The organism is Flagellimonas baculiformis (assembly GCF_033441575.1).
In the GTDB taxonomy this organism is placed as follows: domain Bacteria; phylum Bacteroidota; class Bacteroidia; order Flavobacteriales; family Flavobacteriaceae; genus Flagellimonas; species Flagellimonas baculiformis.
In genome coordinates this window covers 126,096-148,285 of the sequence record NZ_JAUZVW010000005.1, presented here as the reverse complement: position 1 = coordinate 148,285, position 22,190 = coordinate 126,096, and the positions used below count along the sequence as shown (strand labels likewise).

Genomic DNA, 22,190 nt, shown 5'->3' with positions numbered 1-22,190 from the left:
TTTTTACTTCTTGAACATAAAATACACCGCCAAGACCAGAAAAAAGAAGGAGATGATGTGGTTTGCCCTAAAGGTTTCGGTCTTGAACACCACCAAGGTGAAGATGGCAAAGACCACCAGAGTGATCACTTCTTGGATCACCTTTAATTGGATGAGGCTGAACGGTCCGCCGTTTTCCCGAAACCCGATCTTGTTTGCGGGCACTTGGAACATGTATTCAAAAAGGGCGATTCCCCAACTGATCAGTACAATGGAAATCAGGCCCAGTTTGTTGAACCATTTCCACTCATGAAATTTGAGATGGCCATACCAGGCAATCACCATAAAGGTATTGCTCAAGACCAACAGCCCAATGGTAGCAAGTGCTTTCATAAAAGTATCCTAAGTTTGATGTGGATTGTATAGGCTAAGGTAGATCTTTGCCCGAATTATGGCATGCTTGAATGTCTAATTCGGAAGCGTCTTAGAACGAATGCGTTTATTTTGCGATGGATTCTTCTTTTTTTTCAATGGCATCCATGATGATGGGTGCGTGGATGCGGGAATTTTCAATGAACCACTTATGGGTCTCCATTCCGCCGCAGATCACCCCGGCCAGGAACAGTCCGGGCACATTGGTCTCCATGGTCTCGGGATCATAGGAAGGAATGCGCTTCGCATCATCGGAAAGGGCAATGCCCAACTTTTCCAAAAAGGCAAAATTGGGCATGTAGCCCGTCAATGCGAGGACAAAATCGTTTTCCAAAACGGTTTCTCCCTCGGGGCTGTGGATGATGATTTCTCTAGGTTTGATTTCTTTCACGGTGCTGTTGTAATAGGCCTTGATGCTGCCTTCCTCAATTCGGTTGATGATGTCTGGGCGCACCCAATATTTTACCCTTGGGCCCACTTCGGGACCACGGATGATCAGGGAGACCTCTGCGCCCTTACGCCAGCATTCGAGAGCGGCATCGATGGCCGAGTTGCTCGCCCCGATTACGGCCAATTTCTGACTGGCATAAAAATGGGGGTCCTTATAATAATGGGATACTTTGGGCAATTCTTCGCCCGGCACGTTTATACGGTTGGGCAAATCGTAAAAACCAGTGGCCACGATCACGTTTTTTGCCCTGTACCCGCTTTTATCGGTATGGACATGGAAAATATTCCCTTCTTTTTCCACGGCAAGCACCTTTTCGAACAGATGGATGTCCAGATTATTGGAGGTCACTATCCTTCGGTAGTACTCCAAGGCTTCGTTGCGCTTGGGTTTGGCCTCTTTACTGATAAAGGGAATCCCATCTATCTCCAATTTTTCCGAAGAGGAAAAAAATTGCATGTTGATGGGATAGTTGAACAAAGAATTGACAATGGGTCCTTTTTCAATGATGATGTAGTTGAGCCCTCTTTTTTTGGCCTCCAACCCACAGGCAATGCCAATGGGACCTCCTCCAATAATGGCAACATCAAACTCCTGCATTACAAAGTCCTTTCTTTTAGATCTTTGATGGTCTCTACGGGATTTTCGCTTTTGAACACAAAACTGCCCGCCACCAAAACATCGGCACCGTGTTCCACCAGTTTCTTGGCGTTGGCCGCATTGACGCCCCCGTCGATTTCGATCAAGGTCTTTGCGTTCTTCTTTTGGATCAGATTTTTCAGGTCTTTTACCTTTTGATAGGTGTTCTCAATGAACGATTGTCCCCCAAAACCCGGGTTTACGCTCATGACCAGCACAATATCGATATCTTGGATGGTATCTTCCAACAGGTTGATGGACGTGTGCGGGTTGATGGCCACACCGGCCTTCATGCCCTCTGCCTTTATGGCTTGCAAGGTCCTGTGCAAATGGGGGCAAACCTCATAATGCACGGTCAGATGTGCCACACCCAGTTCCGCAAAGGTTTTGATATAGCGGTCGGGATCCACGATCATCAAATGGGTGTCCAATGGTTTTTTGGCATGCTTGGCAATGGCTTCCACTACGGGCATTCCGAAAGAAATATTGGGAACGAACATCCCGTCCATGATGTCCAAATGAAACCAATCGGCCTCACTTAGGTTCACCATTTCGATATCGCGTTGCAGATTGGCAAAATCAGAGGCCAGTAACGAAGGGGCAATTATTGTCTTGTCCATGGTACAAAGTTAGCCAATTACAAGGTTCCTATAAATGAAAAAACTCCGGTAATCAGCCGGAGTTTATTCATCAATCAAAAAACGAACAGTCATGATTAACTGTTGTAGGTACACAAATTACAACTTTCCTGCCAAAAAAACAATTTAAGGTATGTTTAACTGTAATTTATTGTGTTTTTTTATCACTTTATCCCAGATATGTCTTTAAAATCTTACTTCTGGAGGTGTGTTTTAGCCTTCGGATGGCCTTTTCCTTGATCTGTCGGACCCTTTCCCTGGTCAGGTCAAAAGTCTCACCGATCTCTTCCAAGGTCATGGAATGTTGTCCGGCCAAACCAAAGTAAAGCCTGATGACATCTGCTTCCCTGGGGGTCAAGGTCTCCAATGCACGCTCGATTTCCGTACGCAGGGATTCATGCAAAAGTTCCTTGTCCGGGTTAGGGGACTCCCCACTTCGCAATACATCATAGAGGTTGGAATCCTCACCATCGATCAAAGGGGCGTCCATGGATACGTGGCGGCCCGAATTTTTCAAGGATTGCTTCACATCTTCCACGGTCATGTCCAATTCTTTGGCAATTTCCTCGGCAGATGGGGTACGTTCGTGCGCTTGCTCCAAGAAAGCAAAGGTCTTGTTGATCTTGTTGATGGAGCCGATCTTGTTCAACGGCAGACGTACAATCCTGGATTGCTCCGCCAAGGCCTGAAGAATGGACTGACGGATCCACCAAACGGCATATGAAATAAATTTAAATCCACGGGTCTCGTCAAAACGCTGTGCGGCCTTGATCAATCCCAAGTTCCCTTCATTGATCAAATCGGGAAGGGTGAGTCCTTGGTTTTGGTACTGCTTGGCCACGGAAACGACGAACCTGAGGTTGGCTTTGGTCAATTTTTCAAGCGCTACCTGATCTCCCGCTTTTATCCGTTGTGCCAACTCCACTTCCTCATCGGCGGTGATCAAATCCACCTTGCCGATTTCCTGCAAATATTTGTCCAACGAAGCGGTTTCCCTATTGGTAACCTGTTTTGTAATCTTTAACTGTCTCATCTAAAAAAATCCCTTCAAATTAAGTTTGTGAGCAGAGGCTCATTAGGTTATACGTTGAAAAATTCAAAAAGTTACATTTTGGTAAAATTTCTTTGTGAAAGTTTTCTAAAAACGAAAAAACCCCGGGAATGTTCCCAGGGTTTGTTTTCTGATATGGAGGTTGGACTTAGTCCCTTCTGGGCTTTCTGTCACGATCACCGCCTCTGCGGTCACCACCACCTCTACGGTCGCCGCCACCTCTTCGGTCACCACGGTCACCACCACGATCATCTCTTGGAGGTCTTTCTTTATAGCCTTCCGGTTTGGGCAACAGTGCCTTTCTGGAAACTTTTTCCTTTTTGGTCCTTGGGTCGATACCTAGGTATTTCACATCAAAGACATCTCCCATGTTGACCACGTCGGAAACATTTTCGGTACGTTCCCAAGCCAATTCGGACACGTGGAGCAATACTTCGTTGCCAGGGGACTCAGTGTATTCCACCACAGCGCCAAATTCCAACATTTTGATGACCTTCACTTCGTAAACGCTGCCCACTTCTGGTTTGAACAGCAACGAATCGATCTTGGCCAACACCATGTTGATGCCATCTTGGTCGGTACCCAGAATTTCCACGATACCTTCTTCAGTATCTGGATCTTCGTTGATGACAATCGTGGTCTTGGATTTTTTCTGTAGATCTTGGATCACCTCTCCACCTTTACCGATCAGTGCACCGATGAACTCACCAGGAATGATTCGGGTAACGATTTTTGGAGCGTAAGGTTTCACCTCTGGTCTTGGCTCGGCAATGGTATCGGTCAATTCTTTCAGGATGTGCATCCTTCCATCCTTGGCCTGCATCAACGCCTTTACCAAGATTTCATAGGAAAGTCCCTTTACTTTAATGTCCATTTGGCAGGCAGTAATACCATCTGCAGTACCGGTGACCTTAAAGTCCATATCGCCCAAGTGGTCCTCATCGCCCAAGATATCCGAAAGAACGGCATACTTGCCACTTTCGGTATCGGTGATCAATCCCATGGCGATACCTGAAACGGGTTTTTTCAACTGAATACCAGCATCCATCAATGCCATGGTGCCCGAACAAACAGTGGCCATGGAAGAGGAACCGTTGGACTCCAATACTTCTGAAACCACACGAACGGTGTAAGGACAATCCGCAGGGATCATGCCCTTTAGGGCACGTTGTGCCAAGTTACCGTGTCCGACCTCTCTACGGGATGTACCTCGGATGGGTCTTGCCTCTCCTGTTGAGAAAGGGGGGAAGTTGTAGTGCAGGTAGAATGTTTCCTCACCTTCGTAGGACGGCATGTCTATTTGGTTGGCTTCCCTGGAAGTTCCCAAGGTCACCGTGGCCAAAGCCTGTGTTTCCCCTCTGGTAAAGATGGATGAGCCGTGTACGGAGGGCAAGTAATCCACCTCGCACCAAATGGGGCGAATGTCGGTGGTTTTCCTTCCGTCCAAACGAAGACCTTCTTCCAAAGTAAGGTTCCTAACGGCTTCTTTTTCGGTCTTATGGTAGTATTTGGAAATCAATCCACCAAATTCTTCCAGTTCTTCTTCGGAAAAAGAGGCTTTGATCTCTTCCTTGATATTGGCAAAGGCCTCACTGCGCTCTTTTTTGGAAGAACCGGCCTTGGCCACTTCATAGACCTTGTCATAGGCCATGGTATGGATTTTCTTTTGAAGCTCTTCATCCTCAGCCTCAGGCTCGTACTCCCTGATCTCTTTTTTGCCAACAGCCTCGGCCAATCTGACCTGGGCGGCACATTGTACCTTGATGGCCTCATGGGCAAACTTGATGGCTTCGACCATCTCCTCTTCGGAGATCTCACCCATTTCGCCTTCTACCATCATTACAGAATCTTCGGAAGCACCGATGACCATGTCAATGTCGGACTCCTTCAATTGTGCCATGGTAGGGTTGATGATGAACTCACCGTTCACCCGACCTACGCGAACTTCGGAAATGGGACATTCAAAAGGAATGTCGGACAATTGGATGGCTGCAGAAGCGGCCAATCCTGCCATGGCGTCCGGCATGACCTCTTCGTCATGGGACATCAATTGGATCATCACCTGGGTCTCTGAGTGGTAATCTTTGGGGAACAATGGGCGCAATACCCTGTCCACCAAACGCATGGTAAGCACTTCGCCATCGCTGGGCCTTGCCTCACGCTTGAAGAAACCGCCTGGGTAACGTCCCGCAGCGGCAAATTTTTCACGATAATCTACGGTAAGGGGCAAAAAGTCCACATCCGAAGCTTGATAATTGGAGACAACTGTACATAGCAACATACATTTGCCTGATTGGACAACTACAGAACCATGGGCCTGTTTTGCCAATTTTCCGGTTTCGATAGAAATCGTCCTACCGTTACCAAGGTCAATGACCTCTTTAAAAGTTTTTGGAATCATACAAATAATCTTACCCGATCATTCTTGATCTGGGTCGTTAAACATTTGGTCTACCGCCGTCCGGGCGGTCGGGTTGTGTTGTTGTTGTGTGCCAAGGGCACTGACCAATGAAAAACTATAAGCAGCTTTTTGTGTTTGCCCGATTTTTGGGTCGGGACTTTTAAAAACTGGAGCAAATCCAGTAAAATAAAAAGGGGAAGCCAAGGCCTCCCCTTCCATTTTTATTTTCTGATACCCAACTCTTTGATAAGGGTACGGTACTTTTCAATATCTTTTTTCTTCAGGTAATCCAAAAGACTACGTCTTTTACCTACCAGTCTTACCAAGGAACGCTCGGTGTTGTAATCCTTGTGGTTCCTTTTAAGGTGTTCTGTCAAGTGGTTGATACGGTGTGTGAACAGTGCAATCTGCCCTTCCGTAGAACCGGTGTTGCTCTCAGAGCCGCCGTGTTTCTTGAAAATGTCGGCTTTTACTTCTTTGGTTAAATACATTCCAATATTTATTTAAATGATTTTTATGTATCGATCGACCTTCGATCAGCGCGCAAAGATAATTCTTTTTTTGGACTATGAAACTTTAATGGGAGCGAATGGTCCCTTTTACGACCTGATGGGTTGATTGGTGATGAGATCAATGTACAGGTTGACGTTTTTCTTCAAATCCCTACGGTGGGTGATGAAATCCAAAAATCCATGCTCCTTCAGAAATTCAGCGGTCTGGAAACCATCCGGAAGGTCTTTTCCCGTGGTATCCTTGACCACCCTTGGTCCTGCAAATCCGATCAAGGCACCTGGCTCGGAGATGTTGATGTCCCCTAGCATCGCATAAGATGCGGTGGTCCCCCCCGTAGTGGGGTCCGTGCACAAAGAGATGTAAGGTATCTTCGCCTCGGCCAACTGGGCCAATTTGGCGGATGTCTTTGCCAACTGCATAAGGGAAAGCGCAGCTTCCATCATACGGGCACCCCCGGATTTGGAAATCATCAGGAACGGGATCTTTTTCTTCATGGCCACATCAATGGCGCGGGAGATTTTTTCCCCAACCACGCTGCCCATGGAGCCCCCGATGAAGGCGAAGTCCATACACGAAACCACAAGTTCCTTTCCCATCGACTTGCCCACGGCACTCCTCACGGCATCTTTCAGACCGGTCTTTTGCTCTGCGGCCTTCAGGCGTTCGGAATATTTTTTGGTGTCCACAAATTTCAAGGGGTCTTTGGACTTTAAGTTGGCATCCAGTTCCTTGAACTTGTTGTCATCAAAAAGGATCTCAAAATATTCCTTGCTCCCGATCCTAACGTGGTAATCGTCCTCGGGACTGACATAGAAGTTTTTGGCGAGGTCCTCGGACTCTACGATCTTTCCTGTGGGGGATTTGTACCATAGCCCTTTCGGGGTGTCCTTTTTCTCCTCGGTTGCGGTCTGTATTCCTTTTTCCTTTCTTTTAAACCAAGACGACATGTAATCAATATTTAGTTAGATGAGGACTTAGATTTACAGCGTATTTACGTTGTTTAGGTCTTCAAAAGCTTTCTTCAGGCGGTTGATGAAGGTTTTTTCACCTTCCCTCAACCAAACCCTTGGGTCGTAGTATTTTTTATTGGGTTGGTCGTCTCCTTCGGGATTTCCGATCTGGGCCTGTAGGTAGGCGGATTTGTTCTGCACATAATCCCTTACCCCTTCCAAAAAGGCATATTGAAGGTCGGTGTCGATGTTCATTTTGATGACCCCATATCCGATGGCTTCCCTGATCTCTTCCAAAGTGGAACCTGAGCCACCGTGGAAAACGAAATCGATATGGTTGTGTCCCACGCCATATTTTTCCGAAATGTATTCTTGGGAATTTCTCAGGATTTTTGGAGTCAGTTTCACGTTTCCTGGTTTATAGACCCCGTGAACGTTACCGAAAGCTGCTGCTATGGTGAACCTATGGCTGATTTTTGAAAGCTCTTCATAGGCATAGGCCACTTCTTCGGGCTGGGTGTAGAGTTTGGAATCGTCAACATCGGAGTTGTCCACGCCATCCTCTTCGCCGCCGGTGATACCCAATTCGATTTCCAAGGTCATGCCCATTTTGCTCATTCGCTTCAAATATTCCTTGCAGAGCTCAATGTTCTCTTCCAAAGGTTCTTCGGAAAGATCGATCATGTGTGAGCTGTACAAAGGTTTTCCTGTGGCCTTGAAATGTGCTTCACTGGCATCCAAAAGCCCATCGATCCAAGGCAACAATTTTTTGGCGCAGTGGTCGGTGTGAAGGATTACCGTTGCCCCATAGGCCTCGGCCAACTGGTGTATGTGCTTGGCACCTGCAATTCCTCCGAGGATGGCCGCTCTTTGGCCTTCATTGGAAAGTCCCTTGCCGGCATTGAATTGTGCCCCTCCATTGGAAAACTGGATAATGACCGGAGAATTTAGTGTGGCAGCGGTTTCCATTACTGCATTGATAGTGTCAGATCCGATTACGTTCACCGCGGGCAGTGCGTAGCCGTTTTCCTTTGCGTGTTTGAAAATTGCCTGTACTTCATCACCGGTAGCAACGCCCGGTTTAATATTATGGGACATAGTTTAAGATGGTTTCGAGTTAAAATAGGGAACAAAAGTAATAAAATATTTCCTCTAGAAAGGATAATTGATCCCGATATTGAGGACGGCATTCCTGAAGTTATATTCATTGAACCACCGATCGGCCCCCACTCTTGCGGGATTGTAGGTCTTGAACCCGACATCTAAACGGAACACAAAGTAGGTGAAGTCATACCGGAGTCCCAAACCTGTGCCAAGGGCGATGTCCCCCAAAGAGGAGATTCCTGTGAATTTGGCATCGGGGTTGCTTTCGTTGTCAAAAACGTTCCAGATGTTGCCCGCATCGGCAAAAAAGGCCCCTTTTACGTCCCCTGCAATCGGGAACCGATATTCCACGTTAAAGGCCAGTTTCAGGTTGGCCTCGTTGAAGTCGTTGATGTTGCTGGTCTTCCCAGGACCCAGTTCATAGGCGTTCCAAGCCCTGTTGTCGTTGGAGCCCCCGGCAAAATAACTCCTCACGAAGGGAATGTTGTCCGAATTGCCATAAGGGACCGCCATACCGAAAAAACTCCTGAAAGCGATCACCTGCGAATCTCCGATTTGCCAATGCCGTATATAGTCGAACTCTGACTTGATGTATTGGGAAAAAGGAACCCCGAACACCAATAATTGCCCATTGTCATTTTTGTTGTAGGGGACAATGTTGGACATGAGTGACAGGACGTTCCCGGCACTCTCCAGCTTGATGCGGTATTGGTAAAAATCGATGTCGTTGATGCCCGACTTGCTGTTCTTGGTGTGGGTGAAGTTACTGGCAAAGATCAGGTTGTTGTCCGTCAATCGCCTTCTCCGCTCGGCAATGCTGTTCACTTCGTCCAACTGATCCGCAGACAGTCCGGTGAGGTTCCCATCCAGAGCGGCCTCCACAAAGGCGTTGGCACCTTCAGGAATGGTGAGGCGAAGGGAATCGATGTCATTGTCGATGCTTTCAAAAAGATCGGCATATTGCGGGTCATCTTGAAAATCATCCGCAATGTTGTCCAGATTGGAAAAAGTGTTGCGGTACACATTGTAAAAGTTGTCGGGGTTCACGTTGCGCACAAACTCCACGTTCAGCAGTTCAATGTTGTTCTTGTGCCTATCCGTTGGTGACCAGTTGTAGGAAAGGATGGTGTTCAGCGATTGTTTGTCCAACCCGATATTCCGCTGGAAGTTGGTACCGGCCAGCAACCTGCTCTGGGGCAGCATGTAGCCCGGGATGATCTTTTCGGTATTGAAGGGAAGCCAGATCCTGGGGAAGGTGATGTTGATGTCCCCGCCCAGTTCCGAGGTAAAGGTTTCGTCGGAGAGCGATGCATCGCTCAAAAGCCCGATGGATCCCCTTGCGGAAATGTTCAAAGTTTCTGCCCCACCAAATACGTTGCGTGTGATCACCGATGTGCTGAAGGCCGTTCCCACTTGTTGGATGTTGGAATGCGTGACATCAAAATTCAGGTTCAGGGAGAACTTTGGCTTCGCTGACAAATAGATATTGGTTATCAGTTCCGTTTGGGTGGAATCCGCAATGAATTCTATGTTGGGATATTTGAAGGTGTTCAGGTTGGTAATCTGCCGATATGTCCTGATTCGGTCCAAATCCCTATAAATACTGTCCTTTTGAAAGAAAACGGCATCGGTGAGGGCCTTGGGCCTGTATCTCAGCTTGTCTTGGTAGTGGATGATATAATTGTCGTACTCCAAGCTCTTCAAGGAATCAGGGTCGGTCTGTACGGTATGGTCGGCATAAATGTTGATTTTTTTGTGACGGGCTATCCTGTAGGGGGCATTGGTATTGGAACTGTCCGTGGCGCTCCTGAACTTTTTGATGTTCAACTTCACCTCCATCAGCTGATCGTCCGCGAGTTGGACAGTGTCCCTTAAAATATCATAGTTGATGGAGCTTTCCTGAAAGTTATAGACCCCGGAATTCCTGAAAAGGGTGGTCAGCCGTTCCCGTTCCAGGGTAAAATTATTCAAATCGAACTGATCTCCTTTTTTCACATAGCTCCGTCTAGTGGAACGGGAGTATATGGAGTCCAGTTCAGGAGAGGTGATGTTTTTCTGGACAGTATCGATGATGTAAGGCTTGTTCAAGGTGATGTTGTATTCCACCTCGGCCCTTTTCTTTCGCTTGCCTTCCACAATTTCATAGGAACCACTGTTGTTGAAATACCCCTTGCTGTTATAGTAGGCCTCCAACCTTTCCACCGATTTTCGGGTGAGCGAAGTGTCAATCACCACGGGTGGCTCGCCGACCCGTTCCAGAAATTCACTGGCCCCTTTTACGATAAAGGATTCCTGCAATCGGTTCACCTGCTTTTTGGAGAGTAGGTTGTTGAGGCGTTTTTCCCTTTTTTCCTTCCTGTGCAGCCAGTCTTGGAAAGAAGAATCGGGATTTTCCTTGGCAAGGTTGTATAGGTTCAATCGTAGGGGGTAACCAAGGACACTGCTATTGGGTTTTTGGGAAATGAGGCCCTTGATCTCACTGGTGGAAACTTTCTCCTCATCGATATAAATGGAGTTTTTGGTAAGCAACAGCTCATCATCCTCCACCTTTTTGAGCGTATTGCAGCCCATTGTGCCCAACATAAGCAACAATAGTCCTATTTTTGCACGGTTGCCCATTTGAACTAAAAAACCCCTCATAGACGCCAAAAATACACGATTTAGATGGTTACAAAAAACCAAATCAAACTAGTTGTTAGCCTAAAGCAAAAAAAGTACCGATCTCAACACGGACTCTTTGTGGTCGAAGGTGAAAAATTGGTGAAAGAGTTGCTGCAGGCGGGTGTGCGTCCATTCAAAATTTTTGTGGATGGGACTTGGAATGGGAGTGGGCTTGGGGAAACGGAACTTGTTTCCGGGAACATTTTGAAACTGATGAGCAGCTTGAAACAGCCCAATGGGGTACTGGGGGTCTTTCATATGCCCAATACGATGAAAACCGAAGTGTCGGACTGGGTGGTGGCCTTGGACGCCGTGCGCGACCCGGGCAACTTGGGGACCATCATCCGCTTGTGCGACTGGTTCGGGATACGGCAATTGGTCTGTTCGGAGGATACGGTCGATTGTTACAACCCAAAAGTGCTACAGGCCACCATGGGTTCCATAGCGCGGGTAAATATGGTTTACGCCCCTCTTTCCGAATTTTTGAAAAGTGCCCATCAACCTGTTTTTGGCGCTTTTATGGATGGTGGACCGGTGCATGGGAAAGTACTTCCTTCCAAAGGTATTTTGGTGATGGGCAATGAGGCCAATGGTATTTCCGATGAAGTGGGTGCATGGGTCACGGAGCGGATTTCCATCCCACAGTTTGGGGGCGACACCGCCGAAAGCTTGAATGTGGCCACGGCTACTGCAATACTTCTCAATGAAATAAGGAGGTAGTTGGCTTTTTAAATGGTTGTATTTTGGACTTGCTGAAGTCTAAATATTCAATGATCCAGTTTTATTCAAACGTAAAATTGATGAAGATGCCCCGCGTCCGCATGGCATTGATGTTCCCTGTCCATGGACTGTTGGGGTCGTTGTCCGGCACAAGTTCGTCCGTTAGGGCAAAAACGCCCCTAATGGATGGGGAAAACTTGAAATATTCCGTGTAAAAATCGATGCCAAAGCCCAATTCATAGCCATAGACGTTTTTCTTCATCCGGAACTCCCCGCTGCTGTTGTCGTCCAGACTGTCTTCTTTGCTCCCAAGGTTCATCGAAGTGTAGACACCGCCCACGATAAAGGGTTTCCAGTTGCCGATTCGTTTGGTGCTGGCCTTCAGCAAAAGAGGAAAGCGGATGTAGGTGGAACGTACTTCGCGGATGGCATCGGCCTCGGTCGAGAAGCCAGGGAACCCAAGGGTACGTGCGGTATACAGAAGGCCTGGTTCAAAGCGGGCATCCAAAAATTCGTTGATGCGCAGCTCGCCGATCAACCCAACATTGAACCCAAAACTCTTATCGACCAAGACATCACGGCCCACATCGTCCTTGTACTCAAACTGAAAATCATATTGGTTAAAACCCAGATAATACCCCCAGTTCAAAAACTTCTTGTCCTCGTTCTGAAGGTTGAGAATGGGGTCTTCCCCAAATTGTGCGTTGGATTTTGGGCTTGCCAGGATCAGCAGCCCAAACAGGATAAGGACGTTTTTCATCAAACTATTTTGTGGCGACATAGATGGAGGCTACTCCCAATGTCTGGGGTTTGTTCTCTATTCCTATAAACCCAATTTTGGCCAAAATATTGTTGAAGGCCTGCCCATGTGGAAAAACTGAGGCGGATTCACATAAATAGGAGTACGCCGAGCGATCTTTGGAAAAGATTTTTCCAATCAGAGGCAGAATGTGTTTGGTATAGATACGATATCCTTGCTTGAACGGGGTCTTTGTGGGCACCGAAGTCTCCAAAATGACCAGATTCCCCCCTTTTTTCAGGACCCTTCGTATTTCTTCCAGTCCTTTTTCGAGGTTTTCAAAGTTCCTGACCCCGAAGGCCACCGTCACGGCGTCAAAGGAATTGTCCTCAAAAGGAAGGTTCTCGCTGTCGCCCACCACCATCTCGATGGTGTCCTCCAATTTTTTTCGCGAAACCTTTTCCTTGCCCACTTCCAGCATGCCGGGGGAGAGGTCCAGACCAATAATTTTCTCCGCACCCGTTGGGGCCAGGGCTATGGCAAGGTCGCCCGTGCCAGTTGCAATGTCCAGAATGGTCTTTGGGGATTTTTCCTTTAAAAAGGAAACAATGCGCTTGCGCCATTTGATATCGGTGCCAAAGGAAATTACCCTGTTGAGTCCATCATAATCTTCGGAAATGTTGTCGAACATTTGCCTTACCTGCTCCTTTTTTCCCAGTCCCGATTCTTTATAGGGGGTCACTTTTTCTGACATGGCTTCCATTTGCAGGCAAATATACAACTTAGCCATCTGGGAGGAAGACAAAAATATTTATGTAATTTTGCCGAGGAATAGCGGAAACTTTTCCGTATTATGTTAACAGTATGTCATTTAGACTTCGATTACCATTTTGTGGCGTACAAGTCGGAATTATTTGGAAACACATCTTATTCTAATCAATGAGGATCATTATTGCAGGAGCTGGTGAGGTAGGCTTTCATTTGGCAAAACTTTTGTCCTATGAGGCCCAGGATATTACATTGATCGACACGGACAAGGAGAAACTGTCCTATGCGGACAACCATTTGGACATTCGTGTCCTTAAGGGGGATGCCACTTCCATCCAAGTGTTGCAGGACGCCGATGTGGACGGTTCGGATTTGGTGATTGGGGTCACTGCCTCGGAAACCACGAACCTTACCCTTTGCCTATTGGCCAAACAATTGGGTTGCAAAAGGACCATGGCCCGGATATCCAACACGGAATTCATGGACAATCGGGACATCCTCAAGTTTGAGCAATTGGGGATCGATGAGCTTATCTCGCCCGAACGTTTGGCCGCCATGGAAATACAGTTGATGCTGAACCAGTCTGCCTTTAATGACACCTACGAGTTTGAAGGGGGTCTGTTGACCATGTTCGGTGTTATCCTGCCCAAGACCGCACCCTTTGTGGGCAAAATGGTCAAGGAGGCGGCACGCATTTTCCCGGAACTGCACTTCATGCCCATTGCGCTGCAGCGGATGGGTACCCAATTCACCCTCATTCCACGTGGGGATACCGTCTTCAAGGAAGGGGACCAGGTCTATTTTATCACTTCGGACAAAGGGGTGGAGGAATTGTACAAGCTCACGGGCATGCAGAAGCAGGAGATCAAGAATGTGATGATCTTGGGTGGGAGCAAGGTCGGTTTCAAGACCGCACGGGATTTGTGCAGTAAAAAATTCAATGTAAAGCTGATAGAGAAGAGCAAGGAAAAGGCATTCGACATTGCCGACGAGCTTCCGCATGCGTTGGTCATCAACGGGGATGGCAGGAACGTGGAGCTTTTGGAAGAGGAAAGCCTCGAGTCCATGGATGCCTTCATCGCCGTCACCGGAAATTCGGAGACCAACATCATGTCTTGTCTAGTGGCCAAGAACAAAAAGATAAAAAAGACCATCGCCCTTGTGGAGAACATGGATTATTTCCAGTTGTCGCACTCCATTGGTGTGGATACGCTCATCAATAAAAAACTATTGGCCGCCAACAGTATTTTCCGGTACATTCGAAAAGGTGAAGTGCTGGCATTGACCCGCCTCAACAACCTCAATGCGGAAATATTGGAGTTTGAGGTAAAAGCAACCTCATTGGTGAACGGGGAGATCATCAAAGAACTGAACTTTCCACGCGAAGCGAGCATAGGAGGGGTGATCCGAAATGGGGAGGGTATCATCGCCCTGGGTGATTTTAGGATAGCCCAAGGGGACAAAGTGGTGGTCTGCTGCCTGCCCAAGGCCATACCCAAGATAGAAAAGCTGTTCCTGTAATGAGGCTGAACACACGAATCATTGTCCATATCATGGGGCTTTTGCTCCTTTGTAACGGCTCTTTCATGCTTTTGGCCGCTTTTGCCAGTGCCATATATAAGGATGGTGCCACCTTGGACATTGCCCTGGCCGCCATTGTCACCATGCTTTTTGGGATCATGGCCATGTTCTATACCCGGGGACATAAAAAGGAGGTGAAACGAAAAGAAGGCTATATTGTGGTGACCTTCGGATGGATCGTGATGTCCATTTCAGGGATGTTGCCCTATCTTTTTTCGGGCTCCATTCCTTCCATTACCGATGCTTTTTTCGAGACCATTTCGGGCTATACCACTACAGGGGCCTCCATTCTGGATGATATTGAGGTGCTCCCTGAAGGAATCTTGCTTTGGCGTAGCCTTACCCACTGGATAGGCGGAATGGGGATCATTGTGCTGGCCATTGCCATATTGCCGTTGTTGGGAATAGGGGGCATGCAGCTGTTCGCGGCAGAGGCCCCTGGTCCCGGCGGTGACAAACTGCACCCCAGGATCACGGACACGGCCAAACGACTTTGGCTTATCTATTTCGGTTATACGGTATTGGAGACCCTGTTGTTGAAGCTGGCGGGAATGACCTTTTTTGATGCGATCAACCATTCTTTGGCGACCATGTCCACGGGTGGGTTTTCCACCAAAAATGCAAGTTTGGCCTACTGGAACCACCAACCCATCATACAGTACATCACCATTCTTTTCATGTTCTTGGCGGGGAGCAATTTCGTCCTTAGCTATTTCGCCTTGACCGGAAAAGTGCAACGAGTACTCCGGGACGAGGAATTCAAGTATTACCTATGGTTTATATTGATTTTTAGTGTTTTGGCGGCATTGGGCGTCTATTTCAAAGCAGATATTGCCATGTCCGAATACCATCCCATGGTGTGGGGCGAGGCGGAAAGTGCCTTTAGGCATGCCCTTTTTCAAGTGGTCTCGGTCATTACCACAACAGGTTTTGTGTCTGCTGATTTTACGGCATGGACACCTTTTTTGACCGTTTTCTTTTTTGGGTTGATGTTCCTGGGAGGCTCGGCAGGATCTACGGCAGGGGGCATCAAGGTGATGCGCCACCTGATCATCATCAAAAATGGTATTTTGGAGTTCAAACGGACCCTGCACCCCAATGCGATCATTCCTGTGCGTTACAATGAAAAAACAGTGACCGAGCACATCGTGTACAATGTGATTGCCTTCTTTGTGCTGTACATGTTGCTTTTCATCATAGGCTCCTTGGTGCTCGGATTCTTGGGCCTTGACTTTATCTCTGCTGTTGGGGGTGCTGCCTCTTCGTTGGGCAACGTGGGTCCTGCGTTTGGCGAACTGAACCCTGTGAGCAATTACAACAGCCTTCCCCCGGCAGGAAAATGGTGGTGCGGCTTTTTGATGTTGTTGGGGCGTTTGGAACTGTTCACCGTACTCATTGTCCTTACCCCTTATTTCTGGAAAAAGACCTGATTTGTTGAGTTGCTGTCAGTTCGGGTTTTTTTCAAAGAAAAAAATATCGAGAACAAGTTTTTCCATTAGGAATTTACCTATTCTCGATACCATTTTTTGTTTACACCGATCACTCGAATAGACCAGTGATCATTGAAGTGTTACACCACAGCCTTGATGCGGGCAATGGCTTCCCTTAGTTCTTTTTCCGAAGCCGCATAGGAAATACGGATGCAGTTGGGGTTTCCGAAGGCTTCACCTGTTACCGTGGCCACATTGGCGTGTTCCAACAAATACAATGCAAAATCCTCGGCACTGTTGATGGTGGTCCCTTTCAATGTTTTTCCGAAGAATGTGGAAATATCGGGGAACACATAGAAAGCGCCCTCGGGGACATTGAGTTTGAACCCATCGATTTCGCCCAACAATTCGAGTACAAGATCTCTTCGCTTGTGGAACTCATCGATCATGAATTGGATTTTGCTCACTGGCGCTTCCAAAGCAGTGATTACGGCGCGTTGTGCAATGGAATTTGCACCACTGGTCACCTGTCCCTGAAGTTTGTTGCAACCCTTGGCAATCCACTCCGGGGCTCCAATGTATCCAATTCGCCATCCGGTCATCGCGAAGGCCTTGGAGACACCGTTCACGGTCACCGTTCTGTCATACATTCCGTCGATTCCGGCTATGCTGACGTGTCCGCCTTTGGTGAAATTGATGTGTTCGTAGATTTCATCGGAGACCACATAGATGTCCGGGTATTTTTTCAAGACCTCGGCCAAACCTTCCAATTCCGCTTTGCTGTAGACCGAACCACTGGGGTTGCAAGGTGAACTGAACCAAAACATACGGGTTTTTGGGGTGATGGCTGCCTCCAATTGCTCTGGGGTCATTTTGAAATCGGTTTCTATGCCTGTTGGTACTTCAACGGGAACTCCTTCTGCCAATTTCACGATATCGCTATAGCTTACCCAATACGGTGCGGGAAGAATTACTTCGTCCCCTGGGTTTAACACGACCATGGCCACATTGTAAAGGGATTGTTTTGCCCCCGTGGAAACCACGATTTGGTTAGGTCCATAGTCCAGGCCGTTGTCCCTTTTGAATTTGAGGGTGATGGCCTTCTTCAGCTCGGGATACCCATCCACTGGGGTATAGCTGCTATAATTTTCATCAATGGCCTGCTTTGCGGCCTCTTTTATGAAATCGGGGATGTTGAAGTCGGGCTCTCCCAAGCTCAACCCAATGATATCCTTGCCTTCATTTCGTAACTCCCTGGCCTTGGCCGCCATGGCCAAAGTTGCTGACGTGGACATGTTCTGGATCCTGTCAGATAGATGGTTGCTCATTTGATATGCTTGTTTTACTGGTATTGAAGTGCCGGGTTTTTGCCCAGTTCCTTCAAATGTTTGAAGTGCGAAATTATAGCTTTTCTGGTAGTTTTATATTCGTTGTAGGGCAAATTAAATTCCCGTGCCGTCTGTTTCACAATTTTGGAAATTTTTGTGTAGTGGATATGGCTGATGTTAGGGAATATGTGATGCTCCACTTGGTGGTTCAATCCACCCGTGAACCAGTTCACTATCCTGTTCTTGGTGCCGAAGTTTACGGTGGTGAACAGTTGGTGTATGGCCCAAGTGTTCTTCATGTTGCCCTCCTCGTCAGGGAGAGGGGTGTCCGCATGGTCCACAATGTGTGCCAATTGGAATACGACACTAAGGATGACACCGGCCACGTAGTGCATGATGAAAAACCCAAGAAGCACTTGCCACCAGGCAATATCGGCAAAAATCAATGGAAGGACAATCCAAATAGTGATGTAGATCACTTTGGTAATGACCAGGGTACTCCAGTTGATCACGGGGTTAGGAAGTTTACCGTAGCTGAGCTTGCGCTTCATATAGCGGTACATCTGTTGGAAATCCGTGGTGATGGCCCAGTTGAAGGTCAATAATCCATACAGCAGGATGGAATAGTAATGTTGGAACTTATGGTGTTTTCTCCATTCCGCGTGCTTGGAGAACCTTAGGATCCTACCTGCTTCCATATCCTCATCGTGTTCGTGGATGTTGGTATAGGTATGATGGAGCACATTATGCTGCACTTGCCAGTTGTACACGTTGCCTGCCAAGATGTAGATACTGCTTCCCATGATTTTGTTCACCCATTTCTTGTTGGAGTAGGAGCCGTGGTTGCCATCGTGCATCACGTTCATGCCCACACCGGCCATACCTACCCCCATGGTGATGGAAAGTAAAAGATAGCCCCAAAAAGGGAGATTCAACGTCAACATTAAAAAGTAGGGGGTCAAAAAAACGGCAAACATCACTATGGTCTTGAGGTGAAGTTTCCAGTTTCCGGTTTTTTTGAGATCATTTTCATTGAAATATTCGTTCACTCTTTTGTTCAGTGTCTTAAAAAACTGTGCAGAATCCTTTCTTGAAAACCGGACGGTATTCGTATTCATATAATTTAAATTTTTACAAAGGTAACCAATATTGACCTTTTGCGGCCAACAACTACCTGTTAGAACGGTGTTAAGGTCTTTAAAAGTATTAATTTTGCTGAAATTAACAGTTGGGAAATGAACGCGGACCTAGTTTTCAAATATTTTACGACGCTCACCGATCAGCAAAAGGAGCATTTCAAGGAGTTGGAGGTTTTGTACAAGGACTGGAACACCAAGATCAATGTGGTTTCCCGTAAGGACATCGACGAACTGTATCTTCGGCATGTGCTCCATTCCTTGGGCATTGCCCGTATCCAGACCTTCAATGAGGGCAGCCAGATATTGGACGTGGGGACCGGTGGGGGATTTCCTGGGATACCTTTGGCCATTTTGTTCCCCAATGTGGAGTTCACCTTGGTGGATGCCATCGGTAAGAAGGTGAAAGTGGTGCAGGAAGTAGTGGAAGGGCTGAAACTTGAAAATGTTACTGCCATTCACACCAGGGTCGAGGATTTGCCGGGCCAATACGATTTTATCGTGAGCAGGGCCGTGGCCGCCATGCCCACTTTTGTGCATTGGACCAAGGGCAAGATCAAAAAGGATTCTTCGCATGCGCGAAAAAACGGCATACTTTACCTTAAAGGTGGAGATCTTACCGAAGAGCTAAAGGACTATTCCACCATCCAAACCTTTGATTTGAAGGAGTATTTTGAAGAGGATTTTTTTGAGACCAAGAAAGTGGTCTATTTACCGCAAAAATTCAAGGGATAATATTAGATGCTGTACATCCGTTCATAGACCAGCCTACATTTTCTTGAATATTCCTTGGCATATCGCCACATACGGTCGTATTTCTTGATCATCAAATTCCCCCATGCATTGATTCGTTCTCTCATGACTAAATGATTTGAAAGCGTTAAGTTACTAAAGTTACATTAAAGTAACAATTACTTAACGTTAATTTTACATTTAAATTGTCGGAACGCTTTGATGATTTATAGGAAAACAAACCTCATTCGTAGAGATTTTCCATGTCCGCTTCGGCAATATCGATGAACAGCTTGGCCATTTTTGTGCAAATGGCATCGAAAAACATTTTTCCTTTTTCGGCGGTCGCTTTGGAAGGGTCGCCGACGCCCGTATCGGCACTTATCTTGGACCAAGGGCGTTCGGCCCAGGCCCAGCCTTCGGAGAAAGCCTTGATCTTGTTCTTGTGTTCTTTTCCATCCCCCCAATGCTCTTTGGGAAGCACCAGTTCTGGAGCTAAATGAAGGATAAGGCTGGTTTCCATTTCATCGGCATGGTCACCGGGGTTTTCAAAAATGTCTTTTTTTTCCACCATTTTGAACCAATTGGTCACGCAGATGAACATTTTGGGGAAGAGTAGCCCCAATTCCCGTACCAAAGCTTCCCAATTGTTGCCCCCATGACTGTTGAGAATCATGAACTTGTGGACGCCCTGTCTGTCCAAAACACTGACGATGTCCTTCAGGATGGCCAATTGGGTACTGGGGTTCAGGTTCATGTCCAAATAGATGTCGGACTGCCCCGTGTTCACCCCAAAGGGAATGGTGGGGAGCACCACGACCTTGCTGCCATGTTCCCAGGCCAGTCTTGCCGATTCCTCAGCGATTGCCGTGCCCTCAATGGTGTCCGTGGCATAGGGGAGGTGGTAGTTGTGCGCTTCCGTGGCGGCCCAAGGAAGGACGGCCAAATCAAAGGATTCGTCTTTCAAATGTTTCCAATTGGTCTCTGCCAAAATATAGGGTCTGGGCATGATAGGTTGTGTTTAGAGGATGAAAAAAGGCCACTATTCTTTTGGAATAATGGCCATGAATTTAATCAATTAAATGCAAAGTATATTTTGATGGAAATTTGTCAATTCGAGTGATTTTTCTGGGCAGAGCAAAGAAAAATTGTATCGAGAATCAAAATTTCACTGAGTCGGACCTGGTTCTCGATACTTTTCACAAGTGAAAAACTCGAACTGACGGTCTTCTGTCTTCAATAATCAAAATCTACTGCAAAAATTAATTATCCCAAAAATGGATAACGATAATCTTCTGGGGTCACAAAGGTCTCCTTGATCAACCTTGGGGAAACCCAACGAAGCAAGTTCTGCATGGAACCGGCCTTATCGTTGGTGCCTGATGCCCTTGCACCGCCAAATGGCTGTTGACCCACAACGGCCCCAGTGGGCTTATCGTTGATGTAAAAGTTGCCCGCAGCATTCTGCAAAGCCTTTGTCGCCTCGTCAATTGCGTAGCGGTCTTTGGCCAACACGGCACCGGTCAATCCATATTCGGATGTGCCGTCCACGAGTTCCAATGTTTTGCTCCAATCCTTGTCCTCATACACATAAACGGTCACAACAGGTCCGAAAAGTTCGGTGCACATGGTCTCATACTTTGGATTGGTGGTCAAAATCACGGTAGGTTCCACAAAGTATCCCACGGATTTGTCATATCCGCCACCCACTATGATCTCCGCATCCTTATCGGCCTTGGCCTGCTCGATGTACTTGGCCAGTTTGTCAAAAGAACCTTCATGGATTACCGCGGTGATGAAATTGCTCATATCGGCAGGAGAGCCGGGTTTGTTGAAAGAATTCACATCCGCTTTCACCAAATCCAAGATTTCGTTTGCGGTGGATTTTGGGAGATAGACCCTGGAAGCCGCACTACACTTTTGTCCTTGGAACTCAAAGGCACCACGCGTGATGGCCGTGGCCACTTGTTGGGGTTTGGCGGTAGGGTGGGCTATGATAAAGTCCTTTCCTCCGGTCTCACCAACGATCCTAGGATACGTTTTATAGGTGTGGATGTTGTTCCCGATCTGTTTCCAAAGCTCTTTGAAAACATGCGTGGATCCCGTAAAGTGGATTCCTGCAAAATCTGGACTGGCCAACAAGGTGTCGGAAATCATCACTGGGTCGCCGTAGATCACATTGATGACCCCATCGGGCAATCCTGCTTCTTTGAAGACGTCAACGATGACCTTGGCGGAAAAGATTTGACTGTCGCTGGGTTTCCAGACCACTACGTTGCCCATCATCGCAGCACTGGCTGGAAGGTTTCCTGCAATGGCGGTGAAGTTGAACGGGGTAATGGCGTACACAAAACCTTCCAGTGGCCTATATTCCACACGGTTCCAAATCCCTTCCGAGGATTCGGGCTGCTCGGAATAGATTTGCGACATGTATTCCACGTTGAACCTCAAGAAGTCCACGATTTCGCAAGCAGAATCAATTTCGGCCTGATAGATGTTCTTTGATTGGGCCAGCATGGTCGCGGCGTTCATCTTGGCGCGGTAAGGGCCTGCAATGAGTTCGGCTGCCTTCAGGAAGATGGCGGCACGCTGTTCCCAAGTGAGGTCTGCCCAGGCCTTTCTGGCCACCAAACAGTTGGAGATGGCCTGTTCCACATGTTTTTTTTCGGCCAGGTGATAGTGGCCCACAACATGTTTGTGTTCGTGAGGTGGGGACATGGGTCTGGTGTTTCCGGTCTTGATCTCTTCACTGCCAATATAAAGAGGGACCTCAACCTTTCCATTGTAATAGGCCTCGTACTGTTTTAACACTTCTTCGCGCTCCGGACTGCCCGGGGCGTAACTTTTTACCGGCTCGTTGATCGCGGTTGGAACTTGAAAAAATCCTTTTCCCATGTTTGCTTTTAATTTTTGTTAGAATATTTATTACACAGTGGCAAC

The 22,190-nt window shown here is 47.3% G+C and carries 20 protein-coding genes; 4 read left to right on the top strand and 16 right to left on the bottom strand.

Annotation, left to right across the window (positions count from 1 at the left end; all coding sequences use genetic code 11):
- Positions 1 to 3: 3 nt before the first annotated feature.
- The 9 genes from SD450_RS09305 to tamL all read right to left on the bottom strand — a co-directional run bounded on the left by SD450_RS09305 (position 4) and on the right by tamL (position 10,795).
- Positions 4 to 372: a DMT family protein gene (locus SD450_RS09305; RefSeq protein ID WP_318344292.1), complete on the bottom strand. Its 369-nt coding sequence runs from the start codon at positions 370 to 372 to the stop codon at positions 4 to 6.
- A 106-nt stretch (positions 373 to 478) separates the two neighbouring features.
- Complete coding sequence (locus SD450_RS09300) at positions 479 to 1,459, bottom strand: YpdA family putative bacillithiol disulfide reductase (RefSeq protein WP_318344291.1); 981 nt, start codon at positions 1,457 to 1,459, stop codon at positions 479 to 481.
- Entirely contained in the window at positions 1,459 to 2,118 is a 660-nt protein-coding gene (gene rpe, locus SD450_RS09295; RefSeq protein ID WP_318344290.1) for a ribulose-phosphate 3-epimerase, read from the bottom strand. Before rpe ends, SD450_RS09300 begins: the two co-directional genes overlap by 1 nt.
- Positions 2,119 to 2,305: 187 nt before the next feature.
- Positions 2,306 to 3,169 (bottom strand): sigma-70 family RNA polymerase sigma factor, encoded by an 864-nt coding sequence (locus SD450_RS09290; protein WP_072878578.1) that lies wholly within the window; start codon positions 3,167 to 3,169, stop codon positions 2,306 to 2,308.
- A 166-nt stretch (positions 3,170 to 3,335) separates the two neighbouring features.
- Positions 3,336 to 5,588 (bottom strand): polyribonucleotide nucleotidyltransferase, encoded by a 2,253-nt coding sequence (locus SD450_RS09285; RefSeq protein WP_318344289.1) that lies wholly within the window; start codon positions 5,586 to 5,588, stop codon positions 3,336 to 3,338.
- 221 nt (positions 5,589 to 5,809) lie between these two features.
- Entirely contained in the window at positions 5,810 to 6,079 is a 270-nt protein-coding gene (gene rpsO / locus SD450_RS09280) for a 30S ribosomal protein S15 (protein WP_108424261.1), read from the bottom strand.
- 108 nt (positions 6,080 to 6,187) lie between these two features.
- Positions 6,188 to 7,048 (bottom strand): acetyl-CoA carboxylase, carboxyltransferase subunit beta, encoded by an 861-nt coding sequence (gene accD / locus SD450_RS09275; protein ID WP_318344288.1) that lies wholly within the window; start codon positions 7,046 to 7,048, stop codon positions 6,188 to 6,190.
- Between the two features lie 33 nt (positions 7,049 to 7,081).
- A complete protein-coding gene (gene fbaA, locus SD450_RS09270; RefSeq protein WP_318344287.1) occupies positions 7,082 to 8,149 on the bottom strand; it encodes a class II fructose-bisphosphate aldolase in 1,068 nt (355 codons plus the stop codon).
- Positions 8,150 to 8,203: 54 nt separating this feature from the next.
- Positions 8,204 to 10,795: a translocation and assembly module lipoprotein TamL gene (tamL, locus tag SD450_RS09265; protein WP_318344286.1), complete on the bottom strand. Its 2,592-nt coding sequence runs from the start codon at positions 10,793 to 10,795 to the stop codon at positions 8,204 to 8,206.
- 24 nt (positions 10,796 to 10,819) lie between these two features.
- Here tamL and SD450_RS09260 point away from each other — a divergent pair, with 24 nt between their 5' ends.
- On the top strand, positions 10,820 to 11,536 hold the full coding sequence (locus SD450_RS09260; RefSeq protein ID WP_318344285.1) for a TrmH family RNA methyltransferase: 717 nt from the start codon (positions 10,820 to 10,822) through the stop codon (positions 11,534 to 11,536).
- A 61-nt stretch (positions 11,537 to 11,597) separates the two neighbouring features.
- Here SD450_RS09260 and porT read toward each other — a convergent pair whose 3' ends face one another.
- Together porT and ubiE are read right to left on the bottom strand one after the other, a co-directional pair.
- Positions 11,598 to 12,296 (bottom strand): type IX secretion/gliding motility protein PorT/SprT, encoded by a 699-nt coding sequence (gene porT / locus SD450_RS09255; protein ID WP_318344284.1) that lies wholly within the window; start codon positions 12,294 to 12,296, stop codon positions 11,598 to 11,600.
- 4 nt (positions 12,297 to 12,300) lie between these two features.
- Positions 12,301 to 13,029, bottom strand: coding sequence for a bifunctional demethylmenaquinone methyltransferase/2-methoxy-6-polyprenyl-1,4-benzoquinol methylase UbiE (ubiE, locus tag SD450_RS09250; protein ID WP_318344283.1), 729 nt, complete (start codon positions 13,027 to 13,029; stop codon positions 12,301 to 12,303).
- Positions 13,030 to 13,214: 185 nt separating this feature from the next.
- On the opposite strand from ubiE, the gene trkA reads away from it, so the two are divergent.
- Together trkA and SD450_RS09240 are read left to right on the top strand one after the other, a co-directional pair.
- On the top strand, positions 13,215 to 14,564 hold the full coding sequence (gene trkA, locus SD450_RS09245) for a Trk system potassium transporter TrkA (protein ID WP_318344282.1): 1,350 nt from the start codon (positions 13,215 to 13,217) through the stop codon (positions 14,562 to 14,564).
- The gene (locus SD450_RS09240) at positions 14,564 to 16,054 is read left to right on the top strand and encodes a TrkH family potassium uptake protein (RefSeq protein ID WP_318344281.1); all 1,491 of its coding nucleotides are present in this window, start codon (positions 14,564 to 14,566) and stop codon (positions 16,052 to 16,054) included. Before trkA ends, SD450_RS09240 begins: the two co-directional genes overlap by 1 nt.
- A 140-nt stretch (positions 16,055 to 16,194) precedes the next feature.
- Here SD450_RS09240 and SD450_RS09235 read toward each other — a convergent pair whose 3' ends face one another.
- Positions 16,195 to 17,382, bottom strand: a complete 1,188-nt coding sequence (locus SD450_RS09235; RefSeq protein WP_318344280.1) for a pyridoxal phosphate-dependent aminotransferase — start codon at positions 17,380 to 17,382, stop codon at positions 16,195 to 16,197.
- A gap of 14 nt (positions 17,383 to 17,396) precedes the next feature.
- Positions 17,397 to 18,500, bottom strand: a complete 1,104-nt coding sequence (locus tag SD450_RS09230) for a fatty acid desaturase family protein (protein ID WP_318344279.1) — start codon at positions 18,498 to 18,500, stop codon at positions 17,397 to 17,399.
- A 117-nt stretch (positions 18,501 to 18,617) separates the two neighbouring features.
- On the opposite strand from SD450_RS09230, the gene rsmG reads away from it, so the two are divergent.
- Positions 18,618 to 19,253 (top strand): 16S rRNA (guanine(527)-N(7))-methyltransferase RsmG, encoded by a 636-nt coding sequence (rsmG, locus tag SD450_RS09225; RefSeq protein WP_318344278.1) that lies wholly within the window; start codon positions 18,618 to 18,620, stop codon positions 19,251 to 19,253.
- Positions 19,254 to 19,255: 2 nt separating this feature from the next.
- Here the strand turns inward: rsmG and SD450_RS09220 are convergent, their stop codons facing one another.
- From SD450_RS09220 to pruA, 3 genes are all read right to left on the bottom strand, one after another.
- Complete coding sequence (locus SD450_RS09220; protein ID WP_318344277.1) at positions 19,256 to 19,378, bottom strand: hypothetical protein; 123 nt, start codon at positions 19,376 to 19,378, stop codon at positions 19,256 to 19,258.
- 116 nt (positions 19,379 to 19,494) lie between these two features.
- Positions 19,495 to 20,259: a creatininase family protein gene (locus tag SD450_RS09215; RefSeq protein ID WP_318344276.1), complete on the bottom strand. Its 765-nt coding sequence runs from the start codon at positions 20,257 to 20,259 to the stop codon at positions 19,495 to 19,497.
- Between the two features lie 257 nt (positions 20,260 to 20,516).
- Positions 20,517 to 22,145: an L-glutamate gamma-semialdehyde dehydrogenase gene (pruA, locus tag SD450_RS09210; RefSeq protein ID WP_318344275.1), complete on the bottom strand. Its 1,629-nt coding sequence runs from the start codon at positions 22,143 to 22,145 to the stop codon at positions 20,517 to 20,519.
- Positions 22,146 to 22,190 lie beyond the last annotated feature (45 nt).

Coding starts and splice junctions, on each gene's coding strand:
- SD450_RS09305 (WP_318344292.1), bottom strand. CDS start 372: ATGAAAGCACTTGCTACCATTGGGCTGTTGGTCTTGAGCAATACCTTT.
- SD450_RS09300 (WP_318344291.1), bottom strand. CDS start 1,459: ATGCAGGAGTTTGATGTTGCCATTATTGGAGGAGGTCCCATTGGCATT.
- rpe (WP_318344290.1), bottom strand. CDS start 2,118: ATGGACAAGACAATAATTGCCCCTTCGTTACTGGCCTCTGATTTTGCC.
- SD450_RS09290 (WP_072878578.1), bottom strand. CDS start 3,169: ATGAGACAGTTAAAGATTACAAAACAGGTTACCAATAGGGAAACCGCT.
- SD450_RS09285 (WP_318344289.1), bottom strand. CDS start 5,588: ATGATTCCAAAAACTTTTAAAGAGGTCATTGACCTTGGTAACGGTAGG.
- rpsO (WP_108424261.1), bottom strand. CDS start 6,079: ATGTATTTAACCAAAGAAGTAAAAGCCGACATTTTCAAGAAACACGGC.
- accD (WP_318344288.1), bottom strand. CDS start 7,048: ATGTCGTCTTGGTTTAAAAGAAAGGAAAAAGGAATACAGACCGCAACC.
- fbaA (WP_318344287.1), bottom strand. CDS start 8,149: ATGTCCCATAATATTAAACCGGGCGTTGCTACCGGTGATGAAGTACAG.
- tamL (WP_318344286.1), bottom strand. CDS start 10,795: ATGAGGGGTTTTTTAGTTCAAATGGGCAACCGTGCAAAAATAGGACTA.
- SD450_RS09260 (WP_318344285.1), top strand. CDS start 10,820: ATGGTTACAAAAAACCAAATCAAACTAGTTGTTAGCCTAAAGCAAAAA.
- porT (WP_318344284.1), bottom strand. CDS start 12,296: ATGAAAAACGTCCTTATCCTGTTTGGGCTGCTGATCCTGGCAAGCCCA.
- ubiE (WP_318344283.1), bottom strand. CDS start 13,029: ATGTCAGAAAAAGTGACCCCCTATAAAGAATCGGGACTGGGAAAAAAG.
- trkA (WP_318344282.1), top strand. CDS start 13,215: ATGAGGATCATTATTGCAGGAGCTGGTGAGGTAGGCTTTCATTTGGCA.
- SD450_RS09240 (WP_318344281.1), top strand. CDS start 14,564: ATGAGGCTGAACACACGAATCATTGTCCATATCATGGGGCTTTTGCTC.
- SD450_RS09235 (WP_318344280.1), bottom strand. CDS start 17,382: ATGAGCAACCATCTATCTGACAGGATCCAGAACATGTCCACGTCAGCA.
- SD450_RS09230 (WP_318344279.1), bottom strand. CDS start 18,500: ATGAATACGAATACCGTCCGGTTTTCAAGAAAGGATTCTGCACAGTTT.
- rsmG (WP_318344278.1), top strand. CDS start 18,618: ATGAACGCGGACCTAGTTTTCAAATATTTTACGACGCTCACCGATCAG.
- SD450_RS09220 (WP_318344277.1), bottom strand. CDS start 19,378: ATGAGAGAACGAATCAATGCATGGGGGAATTTGATGATCAAGAAATAC.
- SD450_RS09215 (WP_318344276.1), bottom strand. CDS start 20,259: ATGCCCAGACCCTATATTTTGGCAGAGACCAATTGGAAACATTTGAAA.
- pruA (WP_318344275.1), bottom strand. CDS start 22,145: ATGGGAAAAGGATTTTTTCAAGTTCCAACCGCGATCAACGAGCCGGTA.